The sequence below is a fragment of the Bacillus sp. K2I17 genome (assembly GCF_002209985.1).
Lineage (GTDB): Bacteria > Bacillota > Bacilli > Bacillales > Bacillaceae_G > Bacillus_A > Bacillus_A wiedmannii.
The window spans coordinates 22,563-44,209 of sequence record NZ_NJGF01000028.1 but is presented as its reverse complement, the minus strand read 5'-3'; the positions used below and the strand labels follow the sequence as shown (position 1 = coordinate 44,209).

Genomic DNA, 21,647 nt, shown 5'->3' with positions numbered 1-21,647 from the left:
AATGATTGATGCAAAGCAATTAAACAGCTTAGCGTTAGCATATATGGGTGATGCGGTATATGAACAATATATCCGCTATCACCTACTTCAAAAAGGGAAAGTTCGTCCTAATCAATTGCATCGATTAGGGACAAGCTTTGTTTCGGCAAAAGCGCAGGCGAAAGTTGTTTATCATTTATTAGAGACAGCATTTTTAACAGAGGAAGAAGAGGCGGTACTAAGAAGAGGGCGTAATGCAAATTCAGGTACTGTCCCGAAAAATACTGATGTACAAACATATCGATATAGTACAGCCTTTGAAGCGCTAATTGGCTATCATCACTTATTAAATAATCGTGAAAGATTAGACGAAATTGTATATAAGGCAATTGCTGTTTTAGAAGAAAAGGAAGGGGGCACATCATCATGAGTAGTGAATATATTATCGGACGTAACCCTGTAATTGAAGCGTTACGCTCAGGAAGAGATATTAATAAAATTTGGATCGCGGAAGGTGCTGCCAAAGGACAAATACAAATTGTACTAGCACTAGCGAAAGAAAATAAGATTATTTTACAACATGCACCAAAGAAGAAGTTAGACCAGTTAGTTGAGGGGAACCATCAAGGTGTAATTGCTCAAGTGGCTGCATATCAATATGCTGAGCTAGAAGATCTATTTAAAGTGGCAGAGAAGCGTAACGAAGATCCGTTCTTCTTAATTTTAGATGAAATCGAAGACCCGCATAACCTAGGTTCTATTATGCGTACTGCGGATGCAACAGGAGCTCATGGAATTATTATTCCGAAAAGAAGAGCTGTGGGACTTACTGCATCAGTTGCGAAAGCATCGACTGGAGCAATTGAATATATTCCTGTTGCACGTGTAACGAATTTATCTCGTACAATCGATGAATTAAAAGAACGTGGACTTTGGATTGCTGGTACAGATGCAAAAGGGAAAACGGATTACCGTAATTTAGATGGTAAAATGCCAATTGGATTAGTAATTGGAAGTGAAGGAAAAGGTATGAGTCGTATTATTGGTGAAAAATGTGATTTCTTAATTACTTTACCGATGGTCGGTAAAGTTACATCCTTAAATGCTTCAGTAGCCGCAAGTTTGTTAATGTATGAGGTATATCGTAAGCGTCACGAAATTGGTAAATAAAAAATGAACGATATTTTAATCGTTGACGGTTACAACATTATCGGAGCTTGGGGAGACTTGAAGAAACTACGGGATGTAGATTTGCAATCATCAAGAGATGCACTGATTGATAAGATGGCGGATTACCAAGGATACACAGGTACAAAGGTAATGATAGTTTTTGATGCTTATACAGTCCAAGGTATTGAAAAAAAGATGAAACAATCGCGTGTGGAAGTCATATTCACGAGGAAGAATCAAACTGCAGATGAAAAGATAGAGCAGCTTGCGATTGAGCTTAGAAATATAAATACGCAAATATATGTTGCGACTTCTGATTATACGGAACAATGGGTTATATTTGCGCAAGGTGCTCTTCGGAAATCTGCACGTGAATTGGAGTTGGAAGTACAAGCGATGGAGCAACAAGTAAGAAGGCGTACACAAGACACAAAAGAAAAGCAACCCGCCATGCGAAAGATATTTAGTAAAGATATTACAGAAAAATTAGAAAAATTAAGAAGAGGAGAGCGTTGAAGCATTGACGCTCTTTATCTTTTTACTGTATAATATTGCTAAATAAATAGCGGTCGGAGGGATCAAGGTGGAAGCAGGCTTCGTAAGTGTAGGCGACGTTACATTTCGTGATTTAGAGGATGAGGCAATCGTTGAGTTAGTTCGAAAAGGTAATACTGACGCTCTAGAATATTTGATTCACAAATATAAGAACTTTGTTCGCGCGAAATCGAGATCTTATTTCTTAGTGGGTGCCGATCGAGAAGATATTGTTCAAGAAGGTATGATTGGATTGTTTAAAGCGATTCGTGATTATAAAGAGGACAAGCTGTCTTCATTCAAAGCATTTGCTGAACTGTGTATCACTCGGCAAATTATTACCGCTATTAAAACAGCAACAAGGCAAAAACATATTCCGTTAAATTCATATGTGTCTTTAGATAAGCCGATTTATGATGAGGAATCTGATCGGACATTATTAGATGTTATTTCGGAAGCGAAGGTAACGGATCCTGAAGAAATGATTATAAGTCAGGAAGAATATACAGACATAGAATCTAAAATATCTGAATTATTAAGCGATTTAGAAAGAAAAGTGCTTTCTTTATATCTAGATGGTCGTTCTTATCAAGAGATTTCGGAACAGTTAAATAGACATGTGAAATCTATTGATAACGCTTTACAGAGGGTGAAGCGGAAATTGGAACGATATATGGAAATGAGAGAGAGTACCACTTTAAATTCATAACAAATGCTACAGGTGTAAAAAATCACCTGTTTTCTTTTTGTAGAGAGTGCAAAAGGCATGTCATTGACATTGTCTTTTGTTGTATGATACATTTTTAGGGACATAATGTTACAAGGTTGGTGTAACTAATGAGGAAAAAAGTTGTACTCTCATGTGAAGAGTGTAAAAATCGAAACTACTCTACGATGAAAGATACGAGCTCAGTAGAGCGACTTGAAATAAAGAAGTTTTGTAAAACATGCAATCAGCATACAGTTCACAAGGAAACAAAATAAATAATTGAAATAATACACTGGAGGTCCCGTAGATGCGTTTAACGAACTTTTTCGGCGATGTAGGTCGCGAAATGAAAAAAGTAAGTTGGCCTAAAAAAGATGAATTACTCCGTTCAACAGCGACTGTTATCGCTACAGTTGTCTTCTTTGCGATTTTCTTCGCAGTGGTTGATATGGGCATTTCTTCTTTAATTCGGTTAATTCTTGGTTAATTCTTGAATAAGAAGCACTTATCCATGATATAATGTTATTTATAAGAACTGTGTAAAGGCCCGGTGAACGGGTTTTTTCATTTGCGCAAAAAAATGTACGTCAGGGAGGGAAGGACGCTCGTCCTAAATGAATGGAAAAAAGTTGGTATGTTGTCCATACTTATTCTGGATATGAAAATAAAGTAAAAGCAAACCTAGAGAAACGTGTAGAATCAATGGGTATGCAAGATAAAATTTTCCGTGTTGTTGTCCCGGAAGAAGTAGAAGTAGAAATGAAAAACGGTAAAGAAAAATTAATGAAAAGAAAAGTGTTCCCAGGTTATGTATTAGTAGAATTAATCATGACTGATGACTCTTGGTATGTTGTACGTAACACGCCAGGTGTAACTGGGTTCGTTGGTTCTTCTGGTTCTGGATCTAAACCATCACCTCTATTAGAAGAGGAAGTGGTTACCATTATGAAGCATATGGGAATGGACAACGAAGTGGTTGATTTCGACTTTGAACTTCATGAGACAGTGCGTGTAAATGAGGGGCCATTCGCAGATTATACAGGTGCTATTGAAGAAATTGATGTGGAGAAGAAAAAGGTTAGCGTGCTTGTGGACATGTTTGGTCGCGAGACTCCAGTTGAGCTTGACTTCCATCAAATTGAAAAATTATAAAATGAAACTTGAAATGAATTGTAAAAAGTGATAATATCTTTTAAGTCAGTACGTCTTCGTTATCGGAGACGTTTTTTGAAAGATTTTATCCTTACAGATAAAATATGACGTGGGAGGGCAAATCACTGTCCAATTGACCACATCACGGACTTAAGGAGGTGTGTCTCGTGGCTAAAAAGGTAATTAAAATGGTAAAGCTTCAAATTCCTGCAGGTAAAGCTAACCCAGCTCCACCAGTTGGTCCAGCATTAGGACAAGCAGGTGTTAACATCATGGGCTTCTGTAAAGAGTTTAACGCTCGTACAGCTGATCAAGCTGGTCTTATCATCCCTGTTGAAATTACGGTATTTGAGGACCGTTCATTCACTTTCATTACTAAAACTCCTCCTGCTGCTGTTCTTCTTAAGAAAGTAGCTGGTATTGAGTCTGGTTCTGGTGAACCAAACCGTAATAAAGTGGCAACTGTTAAGCGTGATAAAGTACGCGAAATCGCTGAAACTAAAATGCCTGACCTAAACGCTGCTAGTGTAGAAGCTGCAATGCGTATGGTTGAAGGTACTGCACGCAGTATGGGCATCGTTATCGAAGACTAATTCGATTTGTTTTTTTAAAAAGGTTGCGGGTCTGGAATTCCAATTCGCAACCTTTATTATCGTAAATGATTATCGTTTTTAAATAAATGGATGGCGCGCATCCTCAGGTTATACCTGAAAATAAGCGTAAACGTGGGAGGTTATTCCGCTAAAACCACATTCGAGGAGGAAATAAAAATGGCTAAAAGAGGTAAAAAGTACGTAGAAGCTGCAAAGCTTGTTGATCGTGCAACTGCTTACTCTGCAACAGAAGCAGTAGAATTAGTAAAGAAAACAAACACAGCTAAATTTGATGCGACTGTAGAAGTTGCATTCCGTTTAGGTGTTGACCCTAAGAAAGCTGACCAACAAATCCGTGGTGCAGTTGTTCTTCCACACGGTACTGGTAAAGTACAACGTGTATTAGTATTCGCTAAAGGTGAAAAGGCTAAAGAAGCTGAAGCTGCTGGAGCTGACTTCGTAGGCGATGCTGATTACATCGGTAAAATCCAACAAGGTTGGTTCGATTTCGATGTAGTAGTAGCAACTCCTGACATGATGGGTGAAGTTGGTAAACTTGGTCGCGTATTAGGACCTAAAGGTTTAATGCCAAACCCTAAAACTGGAACAGTTACTTTCGATGTAACTAAAGCTGTTAACGAAATCAAAGCTGGTAAAGTTGAATACCGCGTTGATAAAGCTGGTAACATCCACGTTCCAATCGGTAAAGTATCTTTCGAAGATGCTAAATTAGTAGAAAACTTCGGAACAATTGCTGACACTTTACAAAAAGTTAAGCCAGCTGCTGCAAAAGGTACTTACATGAAGAACGTAACAGTTGCTTCTACAATGGGACCTGGCGTACGTGTAGACGTTTCTACATTAGCGTAAAATTTGGAAGTTGACTTCATAAAGAAGTTTTTATATAATCATTTATGTTGTGAATTTAATTAGTGTACCGTAGACAGTAGGTGTCAATAGACTTAATTTCCTACCTAGGTGTTAATATACGAAACGGAATTTTTTTCTGTGACTATATGCCTCCATGTCTACAAGTTGGGCATGGAGGTTTTTAGTGCACTTTCGGTACATCTTCTATATAATCTACAGGAGGTGTAATAACATGAGCAAAGTAATCGAAACTAAACAACAAGTTGTAACTGAAATCGCGGACAAACTTCGCGAAAGTAAATCTACAATCGTTGTTGACTACCGTGGTTTAACAGTTTCTGAAGTAACAGAATTACGTAAAAACTTACGTGAAGCTGGCGTTGAGTTCAAAGTTTACAAAAACTCTTTAACTCGTCGTGCTGCAGAGTCTGCTAAAATGGCTGAGTTAAACGAATTCTTAACAGGACCAAACGCAATCGCGTTCAGTAACGAGGATGTAGTTGCTCCTGCGAAAGTATTAAACGACTTCGCTACAAAACATGAAGCTTTAGAAATTAAAGCTGGTGTAATCGAAGGTAAACTTGTAACACTTGATGAGGTTAAAGCTATCGCTACTCTTCCATCACGTGAAGGCTTACTTTCTATGCTTCTTAGCGTTCTTCAAGCTCCAATCCGTAACCTTGCACTTGCTACTAAAGCAGTTGCAGAACAAAAGGAAGAGCAAGGCGCTTAATTTTTTAAAAGATAATTACTTGTTATCTATAAAACAATACAAACCTATTTAAGGGAGGATATTTACAATGACTAAAGAACAAATCATTGAAGCAGTTAAATCTATGACTGTATTAGAACTTAACGACTTAGTAAAAGCTATCGAGGAAGAATTCGGCGTAACTGCTGCTGCTCCTGTAGCTGTAGCTGGTGGCGCTGGTGAAGCTGCTGCTGAGAAAACTGAATTTGACGTAGTACTTGCAAGTGCTGGCGCTCAAAAAATCAAAGTTATCAAAGCTGTACGTGAAATCACTGGTCTTGGCTTAAAAGAAGCTAAAGAATTAGTTGACAACACTCCAAAAGCAATCAAAGAAGGCGTTTCTAAAGAGGAAGCTGAAGAAATGAAAGCTAAACTTGAAGAAGTTGGCGCTGCTGTAGAAGTTAAGTAATTAACTTTTGATGCTTTAAAAAAAGCTCGCTCTCATGCGAGCTTTTTTTTTAACTGTAAAGAAAAGAGGTGGCCATATGGCAGACCATTATTTTTCTAACGACCCTTCTAGTAAAAGTGATCGTAAACGATGGGAATTTACACTTCGTGGATCTCAATTTACTTTCTTATCTGACCGTGGGGTGTTCTCGAAAAACGAAGTGGACTTTGGTTCTCGTCTTTTAATTGAAGCGTTTCAAGTGCCAGATATTAAAGGTGATATATTAGACGTAGGTTGTGGATATGGACCAATTGGTTTATCGTTGGCGAAAGAGTTTCAAGACCGTAAAGTTCACATGGTGGATGTGAATGAAAGGGCGCTTGAGCTTGCGAAAGAAAATGCCGCTAACAATAGAATTGGAAATGTACGCATTTTTCAAAGTAGCGTCTATGAAAATGTAGATGGTATGTATGCTGCTATTCTATCTAATCCTCCAATTCGTGCAGGTAAAGATATCGTGCATGAGATTTTAGAAAAGGCTGTAGAGTATTTAGTTCCAGGTGGAGAGTTGTGGATTGTTATTCAAAAGAAGCAAGGTGCACCATCTGCACTGAAGAAACTAGAGGAAGTATTTTCTGAAGTCGAAGTTGTAGAAAAGAAAAAAGGATATTATATCATAAAATCAAAAAAACGTTGACGGTTATTTTTGGCTATGTTAACATTATACAATGCCAATATATGATTTTCTGCGTTGAGAAAGATGTATATTTTTGTTTCTCTTGGAAAAGATAGTAAAATCAGCAGATTATGAAACAGAATGATGGTTTTCTTATAGAAGCCATTTTTCTTTTTTGAGCAGGTAGAAAGACTCAACGTATTTATCTTTAAGAGAAAAAACTACGCTAATAGCAGTAGTTGTATTTATTTGTGATTTTGCACAAATTTTTTTGTGCATTTATAATACTCATGATTTGAGGGGTGAAGCAGTTGACAGGTCAACTAGTTCAATACGGACGCCACCGCCAACGAAGAAGTTATGCCCGTATTAGTGAAGTATTAGAGTTACCAAATCTTATCGAAATTCAAACCTCTTCTTATCAGTGGTTTCTTGATGAGGGTTTGCGAGAAATGTTCCAGGACATTTCTCCGATCGAAGACTTTACGGGAAATCTATCGCTTGAATTTATCGACTACAGCTTAGGTGAACCTAAATACTCTGTAGACGAATGCAAAGAGCGTGATGTGACGTATGCAGCACCACTTCGTGTAAAAGTGCGTCTAATCAACAAGGAAACTGGTGAAGTAAAAGAACAAGATGTGTTCATGGGAGATTTCCCACTCATGACAGAGACTGGAACATTCGTAATTAACGGTGCAGAACGTGTTATCGTTTCCCAGTTAGTTCGCTCTCCAAGCGTATACTATAGTGGCAAAGTGGATAAAAACGGAAAACGTGGTTTTACTGCTACTGTAATTCCAAACCGCGGAGCTTGGTTAGAGTATGAGACAGATGCTAAGGATGTTGTATATGTGCGTATTGACCGTACGCGTAAACTTCCTGTAACTGTTTTGTTACGCGCATTAGGGTTTGGCTCTGATCAAGAAATCACCGAGCTTTTAGGTGATAACGAATACTTAAGCAACACATTAGAAAAAGACAACACAGATAGCACAGAAAAAGCATTGCTTGAAATTTATGAGCGTCTACGTCCTGGTGAACCACCAACAGTAGAAAATGCTAAGAGCTTACTTGTGTCTCGTTTCTTCGATCCAAAGCGCTACGATTTAGCAAATGTAGGTCGCTATAAGATCAACAAGAAGTTACACATTAAAAACAGATTGTTTAATCAACGTTTAGCTGAAACATTAGTGGATCCAGAAACTGGTGAAATTTTAGCGGCGGAAGGAACAATCTTAGATCGTCGTACACTTGATCGCATTTTACCTTACTTAGAGAAAAACATTGGATTCAAAACAGCGAAACCAATGGGTGGAGTGGTAGAAGGCGATGTTGAGCTGCAATCTATTAAGATTTATGCTCCTGAGTCAGAAGGCGAACGCGTAATTAATGTAATTGGTAATGCAAATATTACTCGTGATGTAAAACACATCACACCAGGTGATATCCTTGCTTCTATCAGTTACTTCTTCAACCTACTATACAAAGTGGGGGATACAGATGATATCGACCATTTAGGAAACCGTCGTCTGCGTTCTGTTGGAGAACTATTACAAAATCAATTCCGTATCGGTCTTTCTCGTATGGAACGTGTTGTTCGTGAGAGAATGTCGATTCAAGATACAAATGCAATTACACCACAAGCGTTAATTAACATTCGCCCGGTTATTGCATCTATTAAAGAGTTCTTCGGAAGTTCTCAGTTATCTCAGTTCATGGATCAAACAAACCCATTAGCAGAGTTAACTCACAAACGAAGACTATCTGCATTAGGACCCGGTGGTTTAACGCGTGAGCGCGCAGGCTTTGAAGTACGTGACGTTCACTACTCTCACTATGGTCGTATGTGTCCGATTGAAACGCCAGAGGGACCAAACATCGGTTTGATTAACTCATTATCATCGTTCGCGAAAGTAAATGAGTTTGGTTTCATTGAAACACCATACCGTCGTGTTGATCCAGAATCTGGTCTTGTAACAGGGCAGGTTGATTACTTAACAGCAGATGAAGAAGATAATTATGTTGTAGCCCAAGCGAATATGAAATTATCTGAAGAAGGAGAATTCCTTAGCGAAGATATCGTAGCTCGTTTCCGTGGTGAAAACATTGTCACAAATAAAGAACGCATCGACTACATGGATGTATCTCCAAAACAAGTAGTGTCGGCAGCGACAGCTTGTATTCCGTTCTTAGAAAACGATGACTCTAACCGCGCACTTATGGGAGCGAACATGCAACGTCAGGCGGTTCCGTTAATGAATCCGGAATCTCCGATTGTAGGTACAGGTATGGAGTACGTATCAGCAAAAGACTCAGGTGCTGCAGTAATCTGTAAACATCCTGGTGTTGTTGAACGCGTAGAAGCACGTGAAGTTTGGGTACGTCGCTATGTAGAAGTTGACGGTCAAACAGTAAAAGGCGACTTAGATCGTTACAAAATGCAAAAATTCATTCGTTCTAACCAAGGAACTTGCTACAACCAACGTCCAATCGTAAGTGTTGGAAATGAAGTTGTAAAAGGTGAGATTCTTGCGGATGGTCCTTCTATGGAATTGGGTGAATTAGCACTTGGACGTAACGTGCTTGTTGGCTTCATGACTTGGGACGGTTATAACTACGAGGATGCGATCATTATGAGTGAGCGCCTTGTAAAAGATGATGTGTACACTTCTATTCATATTGAAGAATATGAGTCAGAAGCTCGTGATACGAAGCTTGGACCAGAAGAAATTACACGTGACATTCCAAACGTTGGGGAAGATGCATTACGCAACCTTGACGAGCGCGGTATCATTCGCGTTGGTGCGGAAGTAAAAGATGGAGATTTACTTGTTGGTAAAGTAACACCTAAAGGTGTAACAGAATTAACAGCTGAAGAACGTCTATTACATGCTATCTTTGGAGAAAAAGCACGTGAAGTACGTGATACATCACTACGTGTACCACACGGTGGTGGCGGTATTATCTTAGACGTAAAAGTATTCAACCGTGAAGATGGCGATGAATTGCCACCAGGCGTGAATCAACTTGTACGTGCATATATCGTTCAAAAACGTAAAATCTCTGAAGGTGACAAGATGGCCGGACGTCACGGTAACAAAGGTGTTATCTCTCGTATTTTACCAGAAGAAGATATGCCTTACTTACCAGACGGTACGCCAATCGATATCATGTTAAACCCATTAGGGGTACCATCTCGTATGAATATCGGTCAGGTATTAGAGCTTCATCTTGGTATGGCAGCAAGATACCTTGGTATTCACATTGCAACACCAGTATTCGATGGTGCTCGTGAGGAAGATGTTTGGGGCACGATTGAAGAAGCTGGTATGGCAAATGACGCGAAAACAATCCTGTATGACGGACGTACTGGTGAACCATTCGATAACCGCGTATCTGTTGGTGTCATGTATATGATCAAACTTGCGCACATGGTTGACGATAAACTTCATGCTCGTTCTACTGGACCATACTCACTTGTAACGCAGCAGCCTCTTGGAGGTAAAGCTCAGTTCGGTGGACAGCGTTTCGGTGAGATGGAGGTTTGGGCACTTGAAGCTTACGGTGCTGCTTATACTCTTCAAGAAATCTTAACAGTGAAGTCTGATGATGTTGTTGGACGTGTTAAGACGTATGAAGCAATTGTTAAAGGCGAAAATGTTCCAGAACCAGGCGTTCCTGAATCATTCAAAGTATTGATTAAAGAGCTGCAAAGTTTAGGTATGGACGTTAAAATGATGTCTAGCGACGATAAAGAAATTGAAATGCGTGATACAGAAGATGACGATGATCATCAATCAGCAGATAAATTGAATGTCGAAGTTGAGACAACTAAAGAATAATTGGGATAACCTGTAGACTAAAAGGGAGGTAGGCCCCTTGATAGATGTAAATAACTTTGAATATATGAAGATTGGACTTGCTTCACCTGACAAGATTCGTTCTTGGTCATACGGTGAAGTTAAGAAACCAGAAACAATTAACTATCGTACGTTAAAGCCTGAAAAAGATGGCTTGTTCTGTGAGCGTATTTTCGGACCACAAAAGGACTGGGAATGTCATTGCGGAAAATACAAACGTGTACGTTATAAAGGTGTAGTTTGTGATCGATGTGGCGTTGAAGTAACGCGTGCAAAAGTTCGTCGTGAACGTATGGGTCATATCGAATTAGCTGCTCCTGTATCTCATATTTGGTATTTCAAAGGTATCCCGAGCCGCATGGGACTTGTCTTAGACATGTCCCCTCGCGCGCTTGAAGAAGTAATTTATTTCGCTTCTTATGTTGTAACAGAAAGTGGAGATACACCACTTGATAAGAAGCAATTACTTTCTGAAAAAGAATACCGTGCATATCGTGATCGATATGGTAGCACATTCCAAGCTGCTATGGGTGCGGAAGCGATTAAAAAGCTACTACAAGACATCGATTTAGATAAAGAAGTAGACTTCTTAAAAGAAGAATTAAAAACAGCGCAAGGACAACGCCGTACTCGTGCTATTAAACGTCTAGAAGTATTAGAAGCATTCCGTAACTCTGGAAATCACCCATCTTGGATGATCCTAGATGTTCTTCCAGTTATCCCGCCAGAACTACGCCCAATGGTACAGTTGGATGGTGGACGTTTTGCTACTTCTGACTTAAACGACTTATACCGTCGTGTAATTAACCGTAATAATCGTTTAAAACGTCTATTGGACTTAGGTGCACCAAGCATCATCGTTCAAAACGAAAAACGTATGTTACAAGAAGCTGTAGACGCATTAATCGATAATGGTCGCCGCGGCCGTCCAGTTACTGGACCAGGTAACCGTCCATTAAAATCACTATCTCACATGCTTAAAGGTAAACAAGGACGTTTCCGTCAAAACTTATTAGGTAAACGTGTTGACTACTCTGGCCGTTCTGTAATCGTTGTAGGACCGAACTTAAAGATGTACCAATGTGGATTACCGAAAGAAATGGCGCTTGAATTGTTTAAGCCTTTCGTTATGAAAGAGTTAGTTGGAAAAGGTTTAGCACACAACATTAAGAGTGCTAAACGTAAAATTGAGCGTGTACAACCTGAAGTTTGGGACGTTTTAGAATCTGTGATCAAAGAGCATCCAGTACTTCTAAACCGCGCACCAACACTTCACCGTCTTGGTATCCAGGCGTTTGAACCTACATTAGTAGAAGGTCGCGCAATTCGTCTTCACCCACTTGTATGTACTGCATACAACGCGGACTTTGACGGTGACCAAATGGCAGTTCACGTACCGTTATCATCAGAGGCACAAGCAGAAGCTCGTATTCTTATGTTAGCGGCACAAAACATCTTGAATCCAAAAGACGGAAAACCAGTTGTTACTCCATCTCAGGATATGGTATTAGGTAACTACTACTTAACACTTGAGCGTGAAGGCGCAATCGGTGAAGGTATGGTCTTCAAAGATGCAAACGAAGCAATACTTGCATACCAAAATGGATATGTACATCTGCACACACGTGTTGCAGTTGCTGCAAGTTCGGTAAATAATGTAACGTTTACTGAAGAGCAAAAGAGTAAGCTTCTATTAACAACAGTTGGTAAATTAATATTTAACGAAATCTTACCAGAGTCGTTCCCTTATATTAATGAACCAACAAACTCAAACCTTGAAAAAGAAACACCAGCGGAATATTTCGTTGAAAAAGGTGCGAACATTAAAGAAATTATTGCTAGTCGCGAAGAAGTGGCGCCATTTAGCAAGAAGATCCTTGGTAACATCATTGCGGAAGTATTCAAACGTTTCCAAATTACGGAAACATCTCGCATGCTTGACCGTATGAAAAACTTAGGATTTAAGTACTCTACAAAAGCTGGTATTACAGTTGGGGTATCTGACATTCTTGTATTAGGCGAAAAAGATGAAATTCTCCATGAAGCACAAGCAAAAGTAGATAATGTAATTAAACAATTCCGTCGCGGTTTAATCACGGAAGAAGAACGTTACGATCGCGTTATCTCTATTTGGAGTAATGCAAAAGATGTTATCCAAGGAAAACTGATGAAATCCTTGAATAAACGCAACCCAATCTTCATGATGAGTGATTCAGGTGCCCGTGGTAACGCATCGAACTTTACTCAGCTTGCTGGTATGCGTGGTCTGATGGCCAATCCATCTGGTCGTATTATCGAACTTCCAATTAAATCAAGTTTCCGTGAAGGTTTAACAGTACTTGAGTACTTCATCTCTACGCATGGTGCGCGTAAAGGTCTTGCCGATACAGCACTTAAAACTGCCGATTCTGGTTACTTAACACGTCGCCTTGTAGACGTTGCACAAGATGTAATTGTCCGTGAAGATGATTGTGGAACAGATCGTGGTCTATTAATTGGTGCGATTAAAGAGGGTAATGAAGTAATTGAGTCATTATATGATCGTCTTGTTGGACGTTTTGCAAGAAAAACTGTAAAACATCCTGAAACAGGTGAAGTATTAGTTAGTGAAAACCAACTAATTACTGAAGATATCGCGCATATCGTTGAAAATTCGGGTGTTGAAACTGTAAACATTCGTTCAGCGTTCACGTGTAACACTCGCCACGGTGTATGTAAGAAGTGTTACGGTCGAAACTTAGCAACTGGTACAGACGTAGAAGTAGGAGAAGCGGTAGGTATTATCGCAGCTCAATCTATCGGTGAGCCAGGTACACAGTTAACGATGCGTACGTTCCATACAGGTGGGGTTGCCGGAGATGATATCACTCAAGGTTTACCTCGTATCCAAGAGATCTTCGAAGCTCGTAACCCGAAAGGTCAGGCAGTTATCAGTGAAATCGATGGTGTTATCGCAGCGATTAACGATGTTAAAGATCGCCAAGAAGTAGTTGTACAGGGTGAAGTTGAAGCTCGTACGTATGCTATTCCTTACGGTGCACGTCTGAAAGTAACTCTAGGACAGCCAATTAGCCACGGTAAAGAGTTAACAGAGGGTTCTATTGATCCGAAAGAATTACTAAAAGTAACGGACATTACGGCGGTTCAAGAATACTTACTACGTGAAGTTCAAAAAGTATACCGTATGCAAGGGGTAGAAATTGGTGACAAACACGTAGAAGTAATGGTACGTCAAATGTTACGTAAAGTTCGTGTAAGTGATGCGGGTGAAACAGATGTATTACCAGGAACACTACTAGATATCCATCAGTTTACTGATGCGAATGCGAAGGTGTTACTGAAAGGTAAACAACCAGCAACGGCTAGACCTGTTCTACTTGGTATTACAAAAGCTTCACTTGAAACTGATTCATTCTTATCTGCAGCATCGTTCCAAGAAACGACACGTGTCTTAACTGATGCAGCGATTAAGGGTAAACGCGATGAGCTTCTAGGATTGAAAGAAAATGTTATTATCGGTAAACTTGTTCCTGCTGGAACAGGTATGAATCGTTATCGCAAAGTGGATCTTGTAAAAACAACACAAGGTGACATGAATGTAGAAAACGATGAAGTTTATGTGGAACAGTAAAATTTTCCGTCGTAAATTTTGTATAAAAACAGTTAATCCTAGTTGACATTGTATGAGTCAAAATGTTACTATAATCAAGGTTGCTCCTGAACGATGCTTTGGAGGATATTTATATGTCTTATCAAAAAGTGTCAAATGCTGAAAATGTAGTCGTTGGTCATAAACGCACATTGGAGGCAATCAAAAATGGTATAGTTAAAGAAGTTGTTATTGCGGAAGATGCTGATATGTGGTTAACCCATATGATCATTCGTACCGCCTTGCAACATAACATACCCATAACCAAAGTTGAATCATTTCGTAAGCTTGGAAAAGTTTCGGGGATTCAAGTGGGAGCTTCAGCAATAGGAATAATAAGTTAAAACTGTTTTTGTGAGGAGAGAGCATTTGCTCTTCCTTGCAAAAACTTTGTTTTCAACTAATAATGAACCACCTGGATATGTGGTCATACAAACATGCGAAGGGAGGATAATCAAATGCCTACTATTAACCAATTAGTGAGAAATGGTCGTACTGATAAAGTATGGAAATCTAAATCACCTGCGTTAAACAAAGGGTTCAACTCTTTAAAGAAAAAATCAACTGATATCTCTGCACCTCAAAAACGTGGTGTATGTACTCGTGTTGGTACAATGACTCCAAAGAAACCTAACTCAGCGTTACGTAAATACGCTCGTGTACGTTTAACAAACGGTATCGAGGTTACAGCTTACATCCCAGGTATCGGTCATAACCTACAAGAGCATAGCGTAGTATTAATTCGCGGTGGTCGAGTAAAGGATTTACCAGGGGTACGTTACCACATCGTTCGTGGTGCGCTTGATACAGCTGGTGTTGACAAACGTATGCAAGGACGTTCTAAATATGGTACTAAGCGACCAAAACCTGCTAAAAAATAATAAACTTATAATGAAAGGAGGAACTCAATATGCCTCGTAAAGGACCTGTTGCGAAACGTGACGTGTTACCAGATCCAATGTACAAGTCTAAGCTAGTAACACGCCTTATCAACAAAATGATGGTTGACGGTAAAAAAGGTAAATCTCAAACAATTCTTTATAACGCTTTCGATATCGTTCGTGAACGTTCAGATAAAGACCCTATGGAAGTATTCGAGCAAGCTCTTAAGAACATCATGCCTGTTCTTGAAGTACGTGCTCGTCGTGTTGGTGGTGCTAACTACCAAGTTCCAGTTGAGGTTCGTCCAGAACGCCGTACAACTTTAGGTCTTCGCTGGTTAGTAAACTATGCTCGTCTTCGTGGTGAAAAAACTATGGAAGAGCGTCTAGCTTACGAAATCTTAGATGCAGCTAACAATGCTGGTGCATCTGTTAAGAAACGTGAAGACACTCATAAAATGGCAGAAGCTAACAAAGCATTTGCTCATTACCGTTGGTAGGATTCAACGTAAAATAAATGTAAGCATAAACCGCTTTATTTGTCGCTTATGGAAGTGTGGAGAGGGAGAATGCCTCTCCCTTTCGTTGGGCGCTCGTTTTACATAATGAGGGTACTGGACATACTGACATGTGTAACAATATAAAGTGGCTTTTTTGCTACTTAAAATAAAAAAATCCAATCCATATATGGAAGGAGCAAGACACCAAATGACAAGAGAGTTCTCTTTAGAAAACACTCGTAATATTGGTATCATGGCTCACATCGATGCTGGTAAAACAACAGCAACTGAGCGTATTCTGTATTATACAGGACGTATTCATAAAATCGGTGAAACTCATGAAGGTGCATCTCAGATGGACTGGATGGAGCAAGAGCAAGAGCGTGGTATCACAATTACTTCTGCTGCAACTACAGCTCAATGGAAAGGTCACCGTGTAAACATCATTGACACTCCAGGACACGTAGACTTCACAGTAGAAGTAGAACGTTCTTTACGCGTACTTGATGGTGCGGTAGCAGTACTTGATGCACAATCTGGTGTAGAACCACAAACAGAAACTGTTTGGCGTCAGGCTACTACTTACGGTGTACCTCGTATCGTATTCGTTAACAAAATGGATAAGATTGGTGCGGATTTCTTATACTCTGTAGGAACAATCCACGATCGTTTACAAGCAAACGCACACCCAATTCAGTTACCAATTGGTGCTGAAGATGAGTTCAATGGTATCATTGACCTTGTTGAGGAATGTGCTTACATGTACGGTAACGATTTAGGAACAGACATCGAGCGTGTTGAAATTCCTGAAGAGCATAAAGAATTAGCTGCAGAATACCGTGGAAAACTTATTGAAGCGGTAGCTGAGCTTGATGAAGAAATGATGATGAAGTACCTAGAAGGTGAAGAAATCACTGTAGAAGAGCTTAAAGCTGGTATCCGTAAGGCTACAACTTCTGTAGAATTCTTCCCAGTAATCTGTGGTTCTGCATTCAAAAATAAAGGTGTTCAAATTCTGTTAGACGCAGTTATCGACTACCTACCATCTCCATTAGACGTACCAGCTATTAAAGGTACTCTTCCGGATACAGATGAAGAAATCGAACGTAAGTCTAGCGATGAAGAACCATTCGCAGCTTTAGCATTCAAAATCATGACTGACCCTTATGTTGGTAAGTTAACGTTCTTCCGTGTGTATTCTGGTGTGTTAAACTCTGGATCATACGTGAAAAACTCAACTAAAGGTAAGCGTGAGCGTGTAGGTCGTATCCTACAAATGCACGCTAACAGCCGTGAAGAGATTTCAACAGTTTACGCTGGTGATATCGCTGCTGCTGTAGGTTTAAAAGATACTACTACTGGTGATACTCTTTGTGATGAGAAGAGTCTTGTTATCCTTGAGTCTATGGAATTCCCAGAGCCAGTTATCTCTGTAGCTATCGAACCAAAATCTAAAGCTGACCAAGATAAAATGGGTACAGCATTATCTAAGCTTTCTGAAGAAGATCCAACATTCCGTGCTCACACTGACCAAGAAACTGGCCAAACAATCATCGCTGGTATGGGTGAACTTCACCTTGATATCATCGTTGACCGTATGCGCCGTGAATTCAAAGTGGAAGCAAACGTTGGTGCTCCTCAGGTAGCATACCGTGAGACTTTCCGCGCTGCTGCGAAAGTTGAAGGTAAGTTCGCTCGTCAATCTGGTGGTCGTGGACAATTCGGTCACGTTTGGATTGAGTTTGAACCTAATGAAGAAGGTAAAGGTTTTGAATTCCAAAACAAAATCGTCGGCGGTGTAGTTCCACGTGAATACATCCCAGCTGTTGGAGCGGGTCTTGAAGACTCACTTAAAAATGGTGTACTAGCTGGTTATCCACTAGTTGACATCAAAGCTGCGTTAGTTGACGGATCTTACCATGATGTCGATTCATCTGAGATGGCGTTCAAAATCGCTGCATCTATGGCACTTAAAGCTGCGGTTTCTAAATGTAGCCCAGTAATTCTTGAGCCAATGATGAAAGTTGAAGTTGTAATTCCTGAAGAGTACATGGGTGACATTATGGGCGACGTAACATCTCGTCGTGGACGTGTAGAAGGTATGGAAGCTCGCGGTAACGCACAAGTTGTTCGCGCTATGGTTCCACTTTCTGAAATGTTCGGTTATGCAACGGCATTACGTTCTAACACTCAAGGACGCGGAACATTCTCAATGACATTTGATCATTATGAAGAAGTACCGAAGTCTGTTTCTGAAGAAATTATTAAAAAAAATAAAGGTGAATAATTGATTTTTATCGATTGTTCAAGTATAACTACTTATGTAAGCTTAGAAAGTGGGACGTAAGTTTCACTTTCTAGTCTAAATATAAAATAACCTATATAAACTAAGGAGGAATTTAGAATGGCTAAAGCTAAATTCGAACGTTCTAAACCCCATGTTAACATCGGTACAATCGGCCACGTTGACCATGGTAAAACTACATTAACTGCTGCGATCACTACAGTTCTTGCAAAAGCTGGTGGTGCTGAAGCACGCGGATACGATCAAATCGACGCTGCTCCAGAAGAAAGAGAGCGCGGAATCACAATCTCAACTGCACACGTTGAGTACGAAACTGAAACTCGTCACTATGCACACGTTGACTGCCCAGGTCACGCTGACTATGTTAAAAACATGATCACTGGTGCTGCTCAAATGGACGGCGGTATCTTAGTAGTATCTGCTGCTGATGGCCCAATGCCTCAAACACGTGAGCACATCCTTCTTTCTCGTCAAGTAGGTGTTCCTTACATCGTTGTATTCTTAAACAAATGCGACATGGTAGACGACGAAGAATTATTAGAATTAGTAGAAATGGAAGTTCGCGACCTATTATCTGAATACGGATTCCCAGGCGACGATATTCCTGTAATCAAAGGTTCTGCTCTTAAAGCTCTTCAAGGAGAAGCTGATTGGGAAGCAAAAATCATTGAATTAATGACTGAAGTTGATGCTTACATCCCAACTCCAGAACGTGAAACTGACAAACCATTCTTAATGCCTATCGAGGATGTATTCTCTATCACAGGTCGTGGTACAGTTGCAACTGGTCGTGTAGAGCGCGGAATCGTTAAAGTTGGTGACGTAGTAGAAATCATCGGTCTTGCTGAAGAAAATGCTTCTACAACTGTAACTGGTGTAGAGATGTTCCGTAAACTTCTTGACCAAGCTCAAGCTGGAGACAACATCGGTGCTTTACTTCGTGGGGTTGCTCGTGAAGACATCCAACGTGGACAAGTTCTTGCTAAAACTGGCTCTGTAAAAGCTCACGCTAAATTCAAAGCTGAAGTTTTCGTATTATCTAAAGAAGAAGGTGGACGTCACACTCCATTCTTCGCTAACTACCGTCCTCAGTTCTACTTCCGTACAACTGACGTAACTGGTATCATCCAATTACCAGAAGGTACTGAAATGGTAATGCCTGGTGACAACATCGAAATGACTATCGAACTTATCGCTCCAATCGCTATCGAAGAGGGAACTAAATTCTCTATTCGTGAAGGTGGACGTACAGTAGGTTACGGTGTAGTTGCTACTATCGTTGAGTAATCTTAACTGATATAAAAAAACCAAGGGATTTTCCCTTGGTTTTTTTGTTTGTATTTATATAAGGAATGAAATGATTTTTTTATGTTTTGACGAGTTTCTTCTATAGTAATACAAAATCAATAAACTAAAATCCAGAAACTGTAAAACGGATTCTGTGAGATGAAAACTTGAAATTCTTTAAAGTGCCATGTATAATAGCAAAAGTAGAGAAAAGCAGATGCAAACAAAAAGATGCTTGCATCTAGACGAATAACATTGTATAATAGACAATGTTGGTCTTTGACTGCGATGAAGTGGAAGGTTGCTGACACACCCGGCCGCTTTGCCATGGCATGGTGTGGGGAAATTTCCATGGAGAAGGTCTATTTTAGAAATAGGCGAACGAAGGAGGGAAAATAATGGCAAAAGAAAAAATTCGTATCCGTTTAAAAGCTTATGATCACCGTATTCTTGATCAATCAGCTGAGAAAATTGTAGAAACAGCTAAGCGTTCTGGGGCAACAGTTTCTGGTCCGATCCCATTACCAACTGAGAAGACTATTTACACAATTCTTCGTGCTGTTCATAAGTACAAAGATTCTCGTGAGCAATTCGAAATGCGCACACACAAACGTTTAATCGATATCGTGAGTCCTACTCCACAAACAGTAGATTCATTAATGCGTTTAGACTTACCGTCTGGTGTAGATATCGAAATCAAACTATAATTCATATAACTTAAAAATGTAGGAGGTGTAACTCATGACCAAAGGAATCTTAGGAAGAAAGATCGGTATGACTCAAGTATTTGCTGAGAACGGTGAGTTAATCCCAGTAACAGTTATCGCTGCTAATCCAAACGTTGTTCTTCAAAAGAAAACAACTGAAACTGATGGCTACAATGCAATCCAGTTAGGATTTGAAGATAAACGTGAAAAGTTAACTAACAAACCTGAACAAGGCCACACTGCTAAAGCATCTACAACTCCTAAGCGCTTCATTCGCGAAATCCGCGATGCAGACGTGGACGGATTAGAGGTTGGTCAAGAGGTAAAAGTTGAAGTTTTCGCTGCAGGTGAAATCGTTGACGTAACAGGAATTTCTAAAGGTAAAGGTTTCCAAGGTGTTATCAAACGCCACGGACAATCTCGCGGACCTATGTCTCATGGTTCTCGCTATCACCGTCGTCCAGGTTCAATGGGCCCAGTTGCTCCGAACCGTGTATTCAAAGGCAAAAAACTTGCTGGACGTATGGGTGGAGACCAAGTTACTATCCAAAACTTAGAAATCGTTCAAGTTGACACTGAGCGCAACTTATTACTAGTAAAAGGTAACGTTCCAGGTGCTAAGAAATCTCTTGTAGTTGTTCAAGGCGCTGTGAAGGTTAGCAAATAATTCACAATAGGAAGGAGGAATTCCAATGCCAAAAGTTACTGTATATAACCAAACTGGTTCACAGGTTGGTGAAATCGAATTAGCTGAAGCTATTTTCGGTATCGAACCAAATGAAGCTGTACTTTTCGAAGCTGTAATGATGCAACGTGCATCTTTACGTCAAGGTACACACAAAGTAAAAACTCGTTCTGAAGTTCGTGGTGGTGGTCGTAAACCATGGCGTCAAAAAGGAACTGGACGTGCTCGTCAAGGGTCTATCCGCTCTCCTCAATGGCGTGGTGGTGGTACGGTATTCGGACCTACACCAAGAAGCTATGCGTACAAACTTCCTAAGAAGGTTCGTCGTTTAGCAATCAAATCTGCATTAGCTACTAAAGTAGTTGAGAACAACATTGTAGTTCTTGAAGACCTAGTGTTAAATGCACCAAAAACAAAAGACATGCTAGCAGTACTTAAAGGATTAACTGTTGAGAAGAAAGCTCTTATCGTAACTGCTGATGCAAACGAATCTGTAGAGTTATCTGCTCGCAATATCCCTGGAGTAACAGTAATCACTGCTGATGGCGTAAACGTTTTAGACGTGCTTCATCATGATAAGCTAATCATGACAAAAGCGGCAGTGGAAAAAGTAGAGGAGGTGCTTGCATAATGAGAGATCCTCGTGATATCATTAAGCGCCCAGTTATCACTGAACGTTCTATGGAAATGATGGCTGAAAAAAAATACACGTTCGATGTGGACGTTAAATCTAATAAAACAGAAGTTAAAGATGCTCTTGAAGCGATCTTTGGTGTTAAAGTAGAAAAAGTGAACATCATGAACTACAAGCCGAAAGCAAAACGCGTTGGTCGTCACGCTGGTTTTACTAGCCGTCGTCGTAAAGCAATCGTTAAGCTAACTGCTGACAGCAAAGAAATCGAAATCTTCCAAGGTGTTTAATTCTTACTAAAGAAGGAGGGAAATTGA

General features: G+C 39.9%; 23 protein-coding genes and 1 other annotated feature. All 23 genes read left to right on the top strand.

Annotation, left to right across the window (positions count from 1 at the left end; all coding sequences use genetic code 11):
* The first annotated feature begins 1 nt into the window (after position 1).
* The 23 genes from CER22_RS23915 (at position 2) to rplW (ending at position 21,620) form a co-directional block, all read left to right on the top strand.
* Positions 2 to 409 carry a Mini-ribonuclease 3 gene (locus CER22_RS23915; protein ID WP_000564263.1) on the top strand — a complete coding sequence of 136 codons (408 nt, stop codon included), beginning with the start codon at positions 2 to 4 and terminating at the stop codon, positions 407 to 409.
* Positions 406 to 1,149: a 23S rRNA (guanosine(2251)-2'-O)-methyltransferase RlmB gene (rlmB, locus tag CER22_RS23910; RefSeq protein WP_000093757.1), complete on the top strand. Its 744-nt coding sequence runs from the start codon at positions 406 to 408 to the stop codon at positions 1,147 to 1,149. Before CER22_RS23915 ends, rlmB begins: the two co-directional genes overlap by 4 nt.
* Before the next feature lie 3 nt (positions 1,150 to 1,152).
* Positions 1,153 to 1,665 carry an NYN domain-containing protein gene (locus tag CER22_RS23905; protein ID WP_000997888.1) on the top strand — a complete coding sequence of 171 codons (513 nt, stop codon included), beginning with the start codon at positions 1,153 to 1,155 and terminating at the stop codon, positions 1,663 to 1,665.
* Between the two features lie 67 nt (positions 1,666 to 1,732).
* Positions 1,733 to 2,392, top strand: a complete 660-nt coding sequence (locus tag CER22_RS23900) for an RNA polymerase sporulation sigma factor SigH (RefSeq protein WP_000387198.1) — start codon at positions 1,733 to 1,735, stop codon at positions 2,390 to 2,392.
* A gap of 128 nt (positions 2,393 to 2,520) precedes the next feature.
* Positions 2,521 to 2,667, top strand: coding sequence for a 50S ribosomal protein L33 (gene rpmG / locus CER22_RS23895; RefSeq protein ID WP_002070160.1), 147 nt, complete (start codon positions 2,521 to 2,523; stop codon positions 2,665 to 2,667).
* Between the two features lie 32 nt (positions 2,668 to 2,699).
* Positions 2,700 to 2,879, top strand: a complete 180-nt coding sequence (gene secE / locus CER22_RS23890; protein ID WP_001241321.1) for a preprotein translocase subunit SecE — start codon at positions 2,700 to 2,702, stop codon at positions 2,877 to 2,879.
* Between the two features lie 131 nt (positions 2,880 to 3,010).
* On the top strand, positions 3,011 to 3,544 hold the full coding sequence (gene nusG / locus CER22_RS23885; RefSeq protein WP_000415794.1) for a transcription termination/antitermination protein NusG: 534 nt from the start codon (positions 3,011 to 3,013) through the stop codon (positions 3,542 to 3,544).
* Positions 3,545 to 3,711: 167 nt separating this feature from the next.
* Positions 3,712 to 4,137, top strand: a complete 426-nt coding sequence (gene rplK, locus CER22_RS23880) for a 50S ribosomal protein L11 (RefSeq protein ID WP_001085872.1) — start codon at positions 3,712 to 3,714, stop codon at positions 4,135 to 4,137.
* A gap of 177 nt (positions 4,138 to 4,314) precedes the next feature.
* Positions 4,315 to 5,007: a 50S ribosomal protein L1 gene (rplA, locus tag CER22_RS23875; protein WP_002096939.1), complete on the top strand. Its 693-nt coding sequence runs from the start codon at positions 4,315 to 4,317 to the stop codon at positions 5,005 to 5,007.
* A gap of 49 nt (positions 5,008 to 5,056) precedes the next feature.
* Positions 5,057 to 5,200: a sequence feature (ribosomal protein L10 leader region), on the top strand.
* A gap of 39 nt (positions 5,201 to 5,239) precedes the next feature.
* Positions 5,240 to 5,740, top strand: coding sequence for a 50S ribosomal protein L10 (gene rplJ, locus CER22_RS23870; RefSeq protein WP_088609727.1), 501 nt, complete (start codon positions 5,240 to 5,242; stop codon positions 5,738 to 5,740).
* Between the two features lie 67 nt (positions 5,741 to 5,807).
* Positions 5,808 to 6,167 carry a 50S ribosomal protein L7/L12 gene (rplL, locus tag CER22_RS23865; RefSeq protein WP_000159737.1) on the top strand — a complete coding sequence of 120 codons (360 nt, stop codon included), beginning with the start codon at positions 5,808 to 5,810 and terminating at the stop codon, positions 6,165 to 6,167.
* Positions 6,168 to 6,243: 76 nt separating this feature from the next.
* Positions 6,244 to 6,843 (top strand): class I SAM-dependent methyltransferase, encoded by a 600-nt coding sequence (locus CER22_RS23860; protein ID WP_048543031.1) that lies wholly within the window; start codon positions 6,244 to 6,246, stop codon positions 6,841 to 6,843.
* A 290-nt stretch (positions 6,844 to 7,133) separates the two neighbouring features.
* Entirely contained in the window at positions 7,134 to 10,667 is a 3,534-nt protein-coding gene (rpoB, locus tag CER22_RS23855) for a DNA-directed RNA polymerase subunit beta (RefSeq protein ID WP_000147550.1), read from the top strand.
* A 37-nt stretch (positions 10,668 to 10,704) separates the two neighbouring features.
* Entirely contained in the window at positions 10,705 to 14,316 is a 3,612-nt protein-coding gene (rpoC, locus tag CER22_RS23850; RefSeq protein WP_000567950.1) for a DNA-directed RNA polymerase subunit beta', read from the top strand.
* Positions 14,317 to 14,429: 113 nt separating this feature from the next.
* Complete coding sequence (locus tag CER22_RS23845) at positions 14,430 to 14,678, top strand: ribosomal L7Ae/L30e/S12e/Gadd45 family protein (protein WP_088609726.1); 249 nt, start codon at positions 14,430 to 14,432, stop codon at positions 14,676 to 14,678.
* 114 nt (positions 14,679 to 14,792) lie between these two features.
* Positions 14,793 to 15,215 carry a 30S ribosomal protein S12 gene (gene rpsL, locus CER22_RS23840; protein ID WP_001142341.1) on the top strand — a complete coding sequence of 141 codons (423 nt, stop codon included), beginning with the start codon at positions 14,793 to 14,795 and terminating at the stop codon, positions 15,213 to 15,215.
* Between the two features lie 29 nt (positions 15,216 to 15,244).
* Positions 15,245 to 15,715, top strand: coding sequence for a 30S ribosomal protein S7 (gene rpsG, locus CER22_RS23835; RefSeq protein WP_001137489.1), 471 nt, complete (start codon positions 15,245 to 15,247; stop codon positions 15,713 to 15,715).
* Positions 15,716 to 15,923: 208 nt separating this feature from the next.
* Positions 15,924 to 18,002: an elongation factor G gene (gene fusA, locus CER22_RS23830; protein ID WP_000196381.1), complete on the top strand. Its 2,079-nt coding sequence runs from the start codon at positions 15,924 to 15,926 to the stop codon at positions 18,000 to 18,002.
* A 117-nt stretch (positions 18,003 to 18,119) separates the two neighbouring features.
* Positions 18,120 to 19,307 (top strand): elongation factor Tu, encoded by a 1,188-nt coding sequence (tuf, locus tag CER22_RS23825; RefSeq protein ID WP_001029617.1) that lies wholly within the window; start codon positions 18,120 to 18,122, stop codon positions 19,305 to 19,307.
* 398 nt (positions 19,308 to 19,705) lie between these two features.
* The gene (gene rpsJ / locus CER22_RS23820) at positions 19,706 to 20,014 is read left to right on the top strand and encodes a 30S ribosomal protein S10 (RefSeq protein WP_001040595.1); all 309 of its coding nucleotides are present in this window, start codon (positions 19,706 to 19,708) and stop codon (positions 20,012 to 20,014) included.
* 34 nt (positions 20,015 to 20,048) lie between these two features.
* Positions 20,049 to 20,681 (top strand): 50S ribosomal protein L3, encoded by a 633-nt coding sequence (gene rplC / locus CER22_RS23815; protein ID WP_000160209.1) that lies wholly within the window; start codon positions 20,049 to 20,051, stop codon positions 20,679 to 20,681.
* A gap of 25 nt (positions 20,682 to 20,706) precedes the next feature.
* A complete protein-coding gene (gene rplD / locus CER22_RS23810; RefSeq protein ID WP_001127258.1) occupies positions 20,707 to 21,330 on the top strand; it encodes a 50S ribosomal protein L4 in 624 nt (207 codons plus the stop codon).
* Positions 21,330 to 21,620, top strand: a complete 291-nt coding sequence (gene rplW / locus CER22_RS23805) for a 50S ribosomal protein L23 (RefSeq protein WP_001205558.1) — start codon at positions 21,330 to 21,332, stop codon at positions 21,618 to 21,620. The genes rplD and rplW overlap by 1 nt, the downstream gene beginning before the upstream one ends.
* Positions 21,621 to 21,647 lie beyond the last annotated feature (27 nt).

Coding starts and splice junctions, on each gene's coding strand:
- CER22_RS23915 (WP_000564263.1), top strand. CDS start 2: ATGATTGATGCAAAGCAATTAAACAGCTTAGCGTTAGCATATATGGGT.
- rlmB (WP_000093757.1), top strand. CDS start 406: ATGAGTAGTGAATATATTATCGGACGTAACCCTGTAATTGAAGCGTTA.
- CER22_RS23905 (WP_000997888.1), top strand. CDS start 1,153: ATGAACGATATTTTAATCGTTGACGGTTACAACATTATCGGAGCTTGG.
- rpmG (WP_002070160.1), top strand. CDS start 2,521: ATGAGGAAAAAAGTTGTACTCTCATGTGAAGAGTGTAAAAATCGAAAC.
- secE (WP_001241321.1), top strand. CDS start 2,700: ATGCGTTTAACGAACTTTTTCGGCGATGTAGGTCGCGAAATGAAAAAA.
- nusG (WP_000415794.1), top strand. CDS start 3,011: ATGGAAAAAAGTTGGTATGTTGTCCATACTTATTCTGGATATGAAAAT.
- rplA (WP_002096939.1), top strand. CDS start 4,315: ATGGCTAAAAGAGGTAAAAAGTACGTAGAAGCTGCAAAGCTTGTTGAT.
- rplJ (WP_088609727.1), top strand. CDS start 5,240: ATGAGCAAAGTAATCGAAACTAAACAACAAGTTGTAACTGAAATCGCG.
- rplL (WP_000159737.1), top strand. CDS start 5,808: ATGACTAAAGAACAAATCATTGAAGCAGTTAAATCTATGACTGTATTA.
- CER22_RS23860 (WP_048543031.1), top strand. CDS start 6,244: ATGGCAGACCATTATTTTTCTAACGACCCTTCTAGTAAAAGTGATCGT.
- CER22_RS23845 (WP_088609726.1), top strand. CDS start 14,430: ATGTCTTATCAAAAAGTGTCAAATGCTGAAAATGTAGTCGTTGGTCAT.
- rpsL (WP_001142341.1), top strand. CDS start 14,793: ATGCCTACTATTAACCAATTAGTGAGAAATGGTCGTACTGATAAAGTA.
- rpsG (WP_001137489.1), top strand. CDS start 15,245: ATGCCTCGTAAAGGACCTGTTGCGAAACGTGACGTGTTACCAGATCCA.
- fusA (WP_000196381.1), top strand. CDS start 15,924: ATGACAAGAGAGTTCTCTTTAGAAAACACTCGTAATATTGGTATCATG.
- tuf (WP_001029617.1), top strand. CDS start 18,120: ATGGCTAAAGCTAAATTCGAACGTTCTAAACCCCATGTTAACATCGGT.
- rpsJ (WP_001040595.1), top strand. CDS start 19,706: ATGGCAAAAGAAAAAATTCGTATCCGTTTAAAAGCTTATGATCACCGT.
- rplC (WP_000160209.1), top strand. CDS start 20,049: ATGACCAAAGGAATCTTAGGAAGAAAGATCGGTATGACTCAAGTATTT.
- rplD (WP_001127258.1), top strand. CDS start 20,707: ATGCCAAAAGTTACTGTATATAACCAAACTGGTTCACAGGTTGGTGAA.
- rplW (WP_001205558.1), top strand. CDS start 21,330: ATGAGAGATCCTCGTGATATCATTAAGCGCCCAGTTATCACTGAACGT.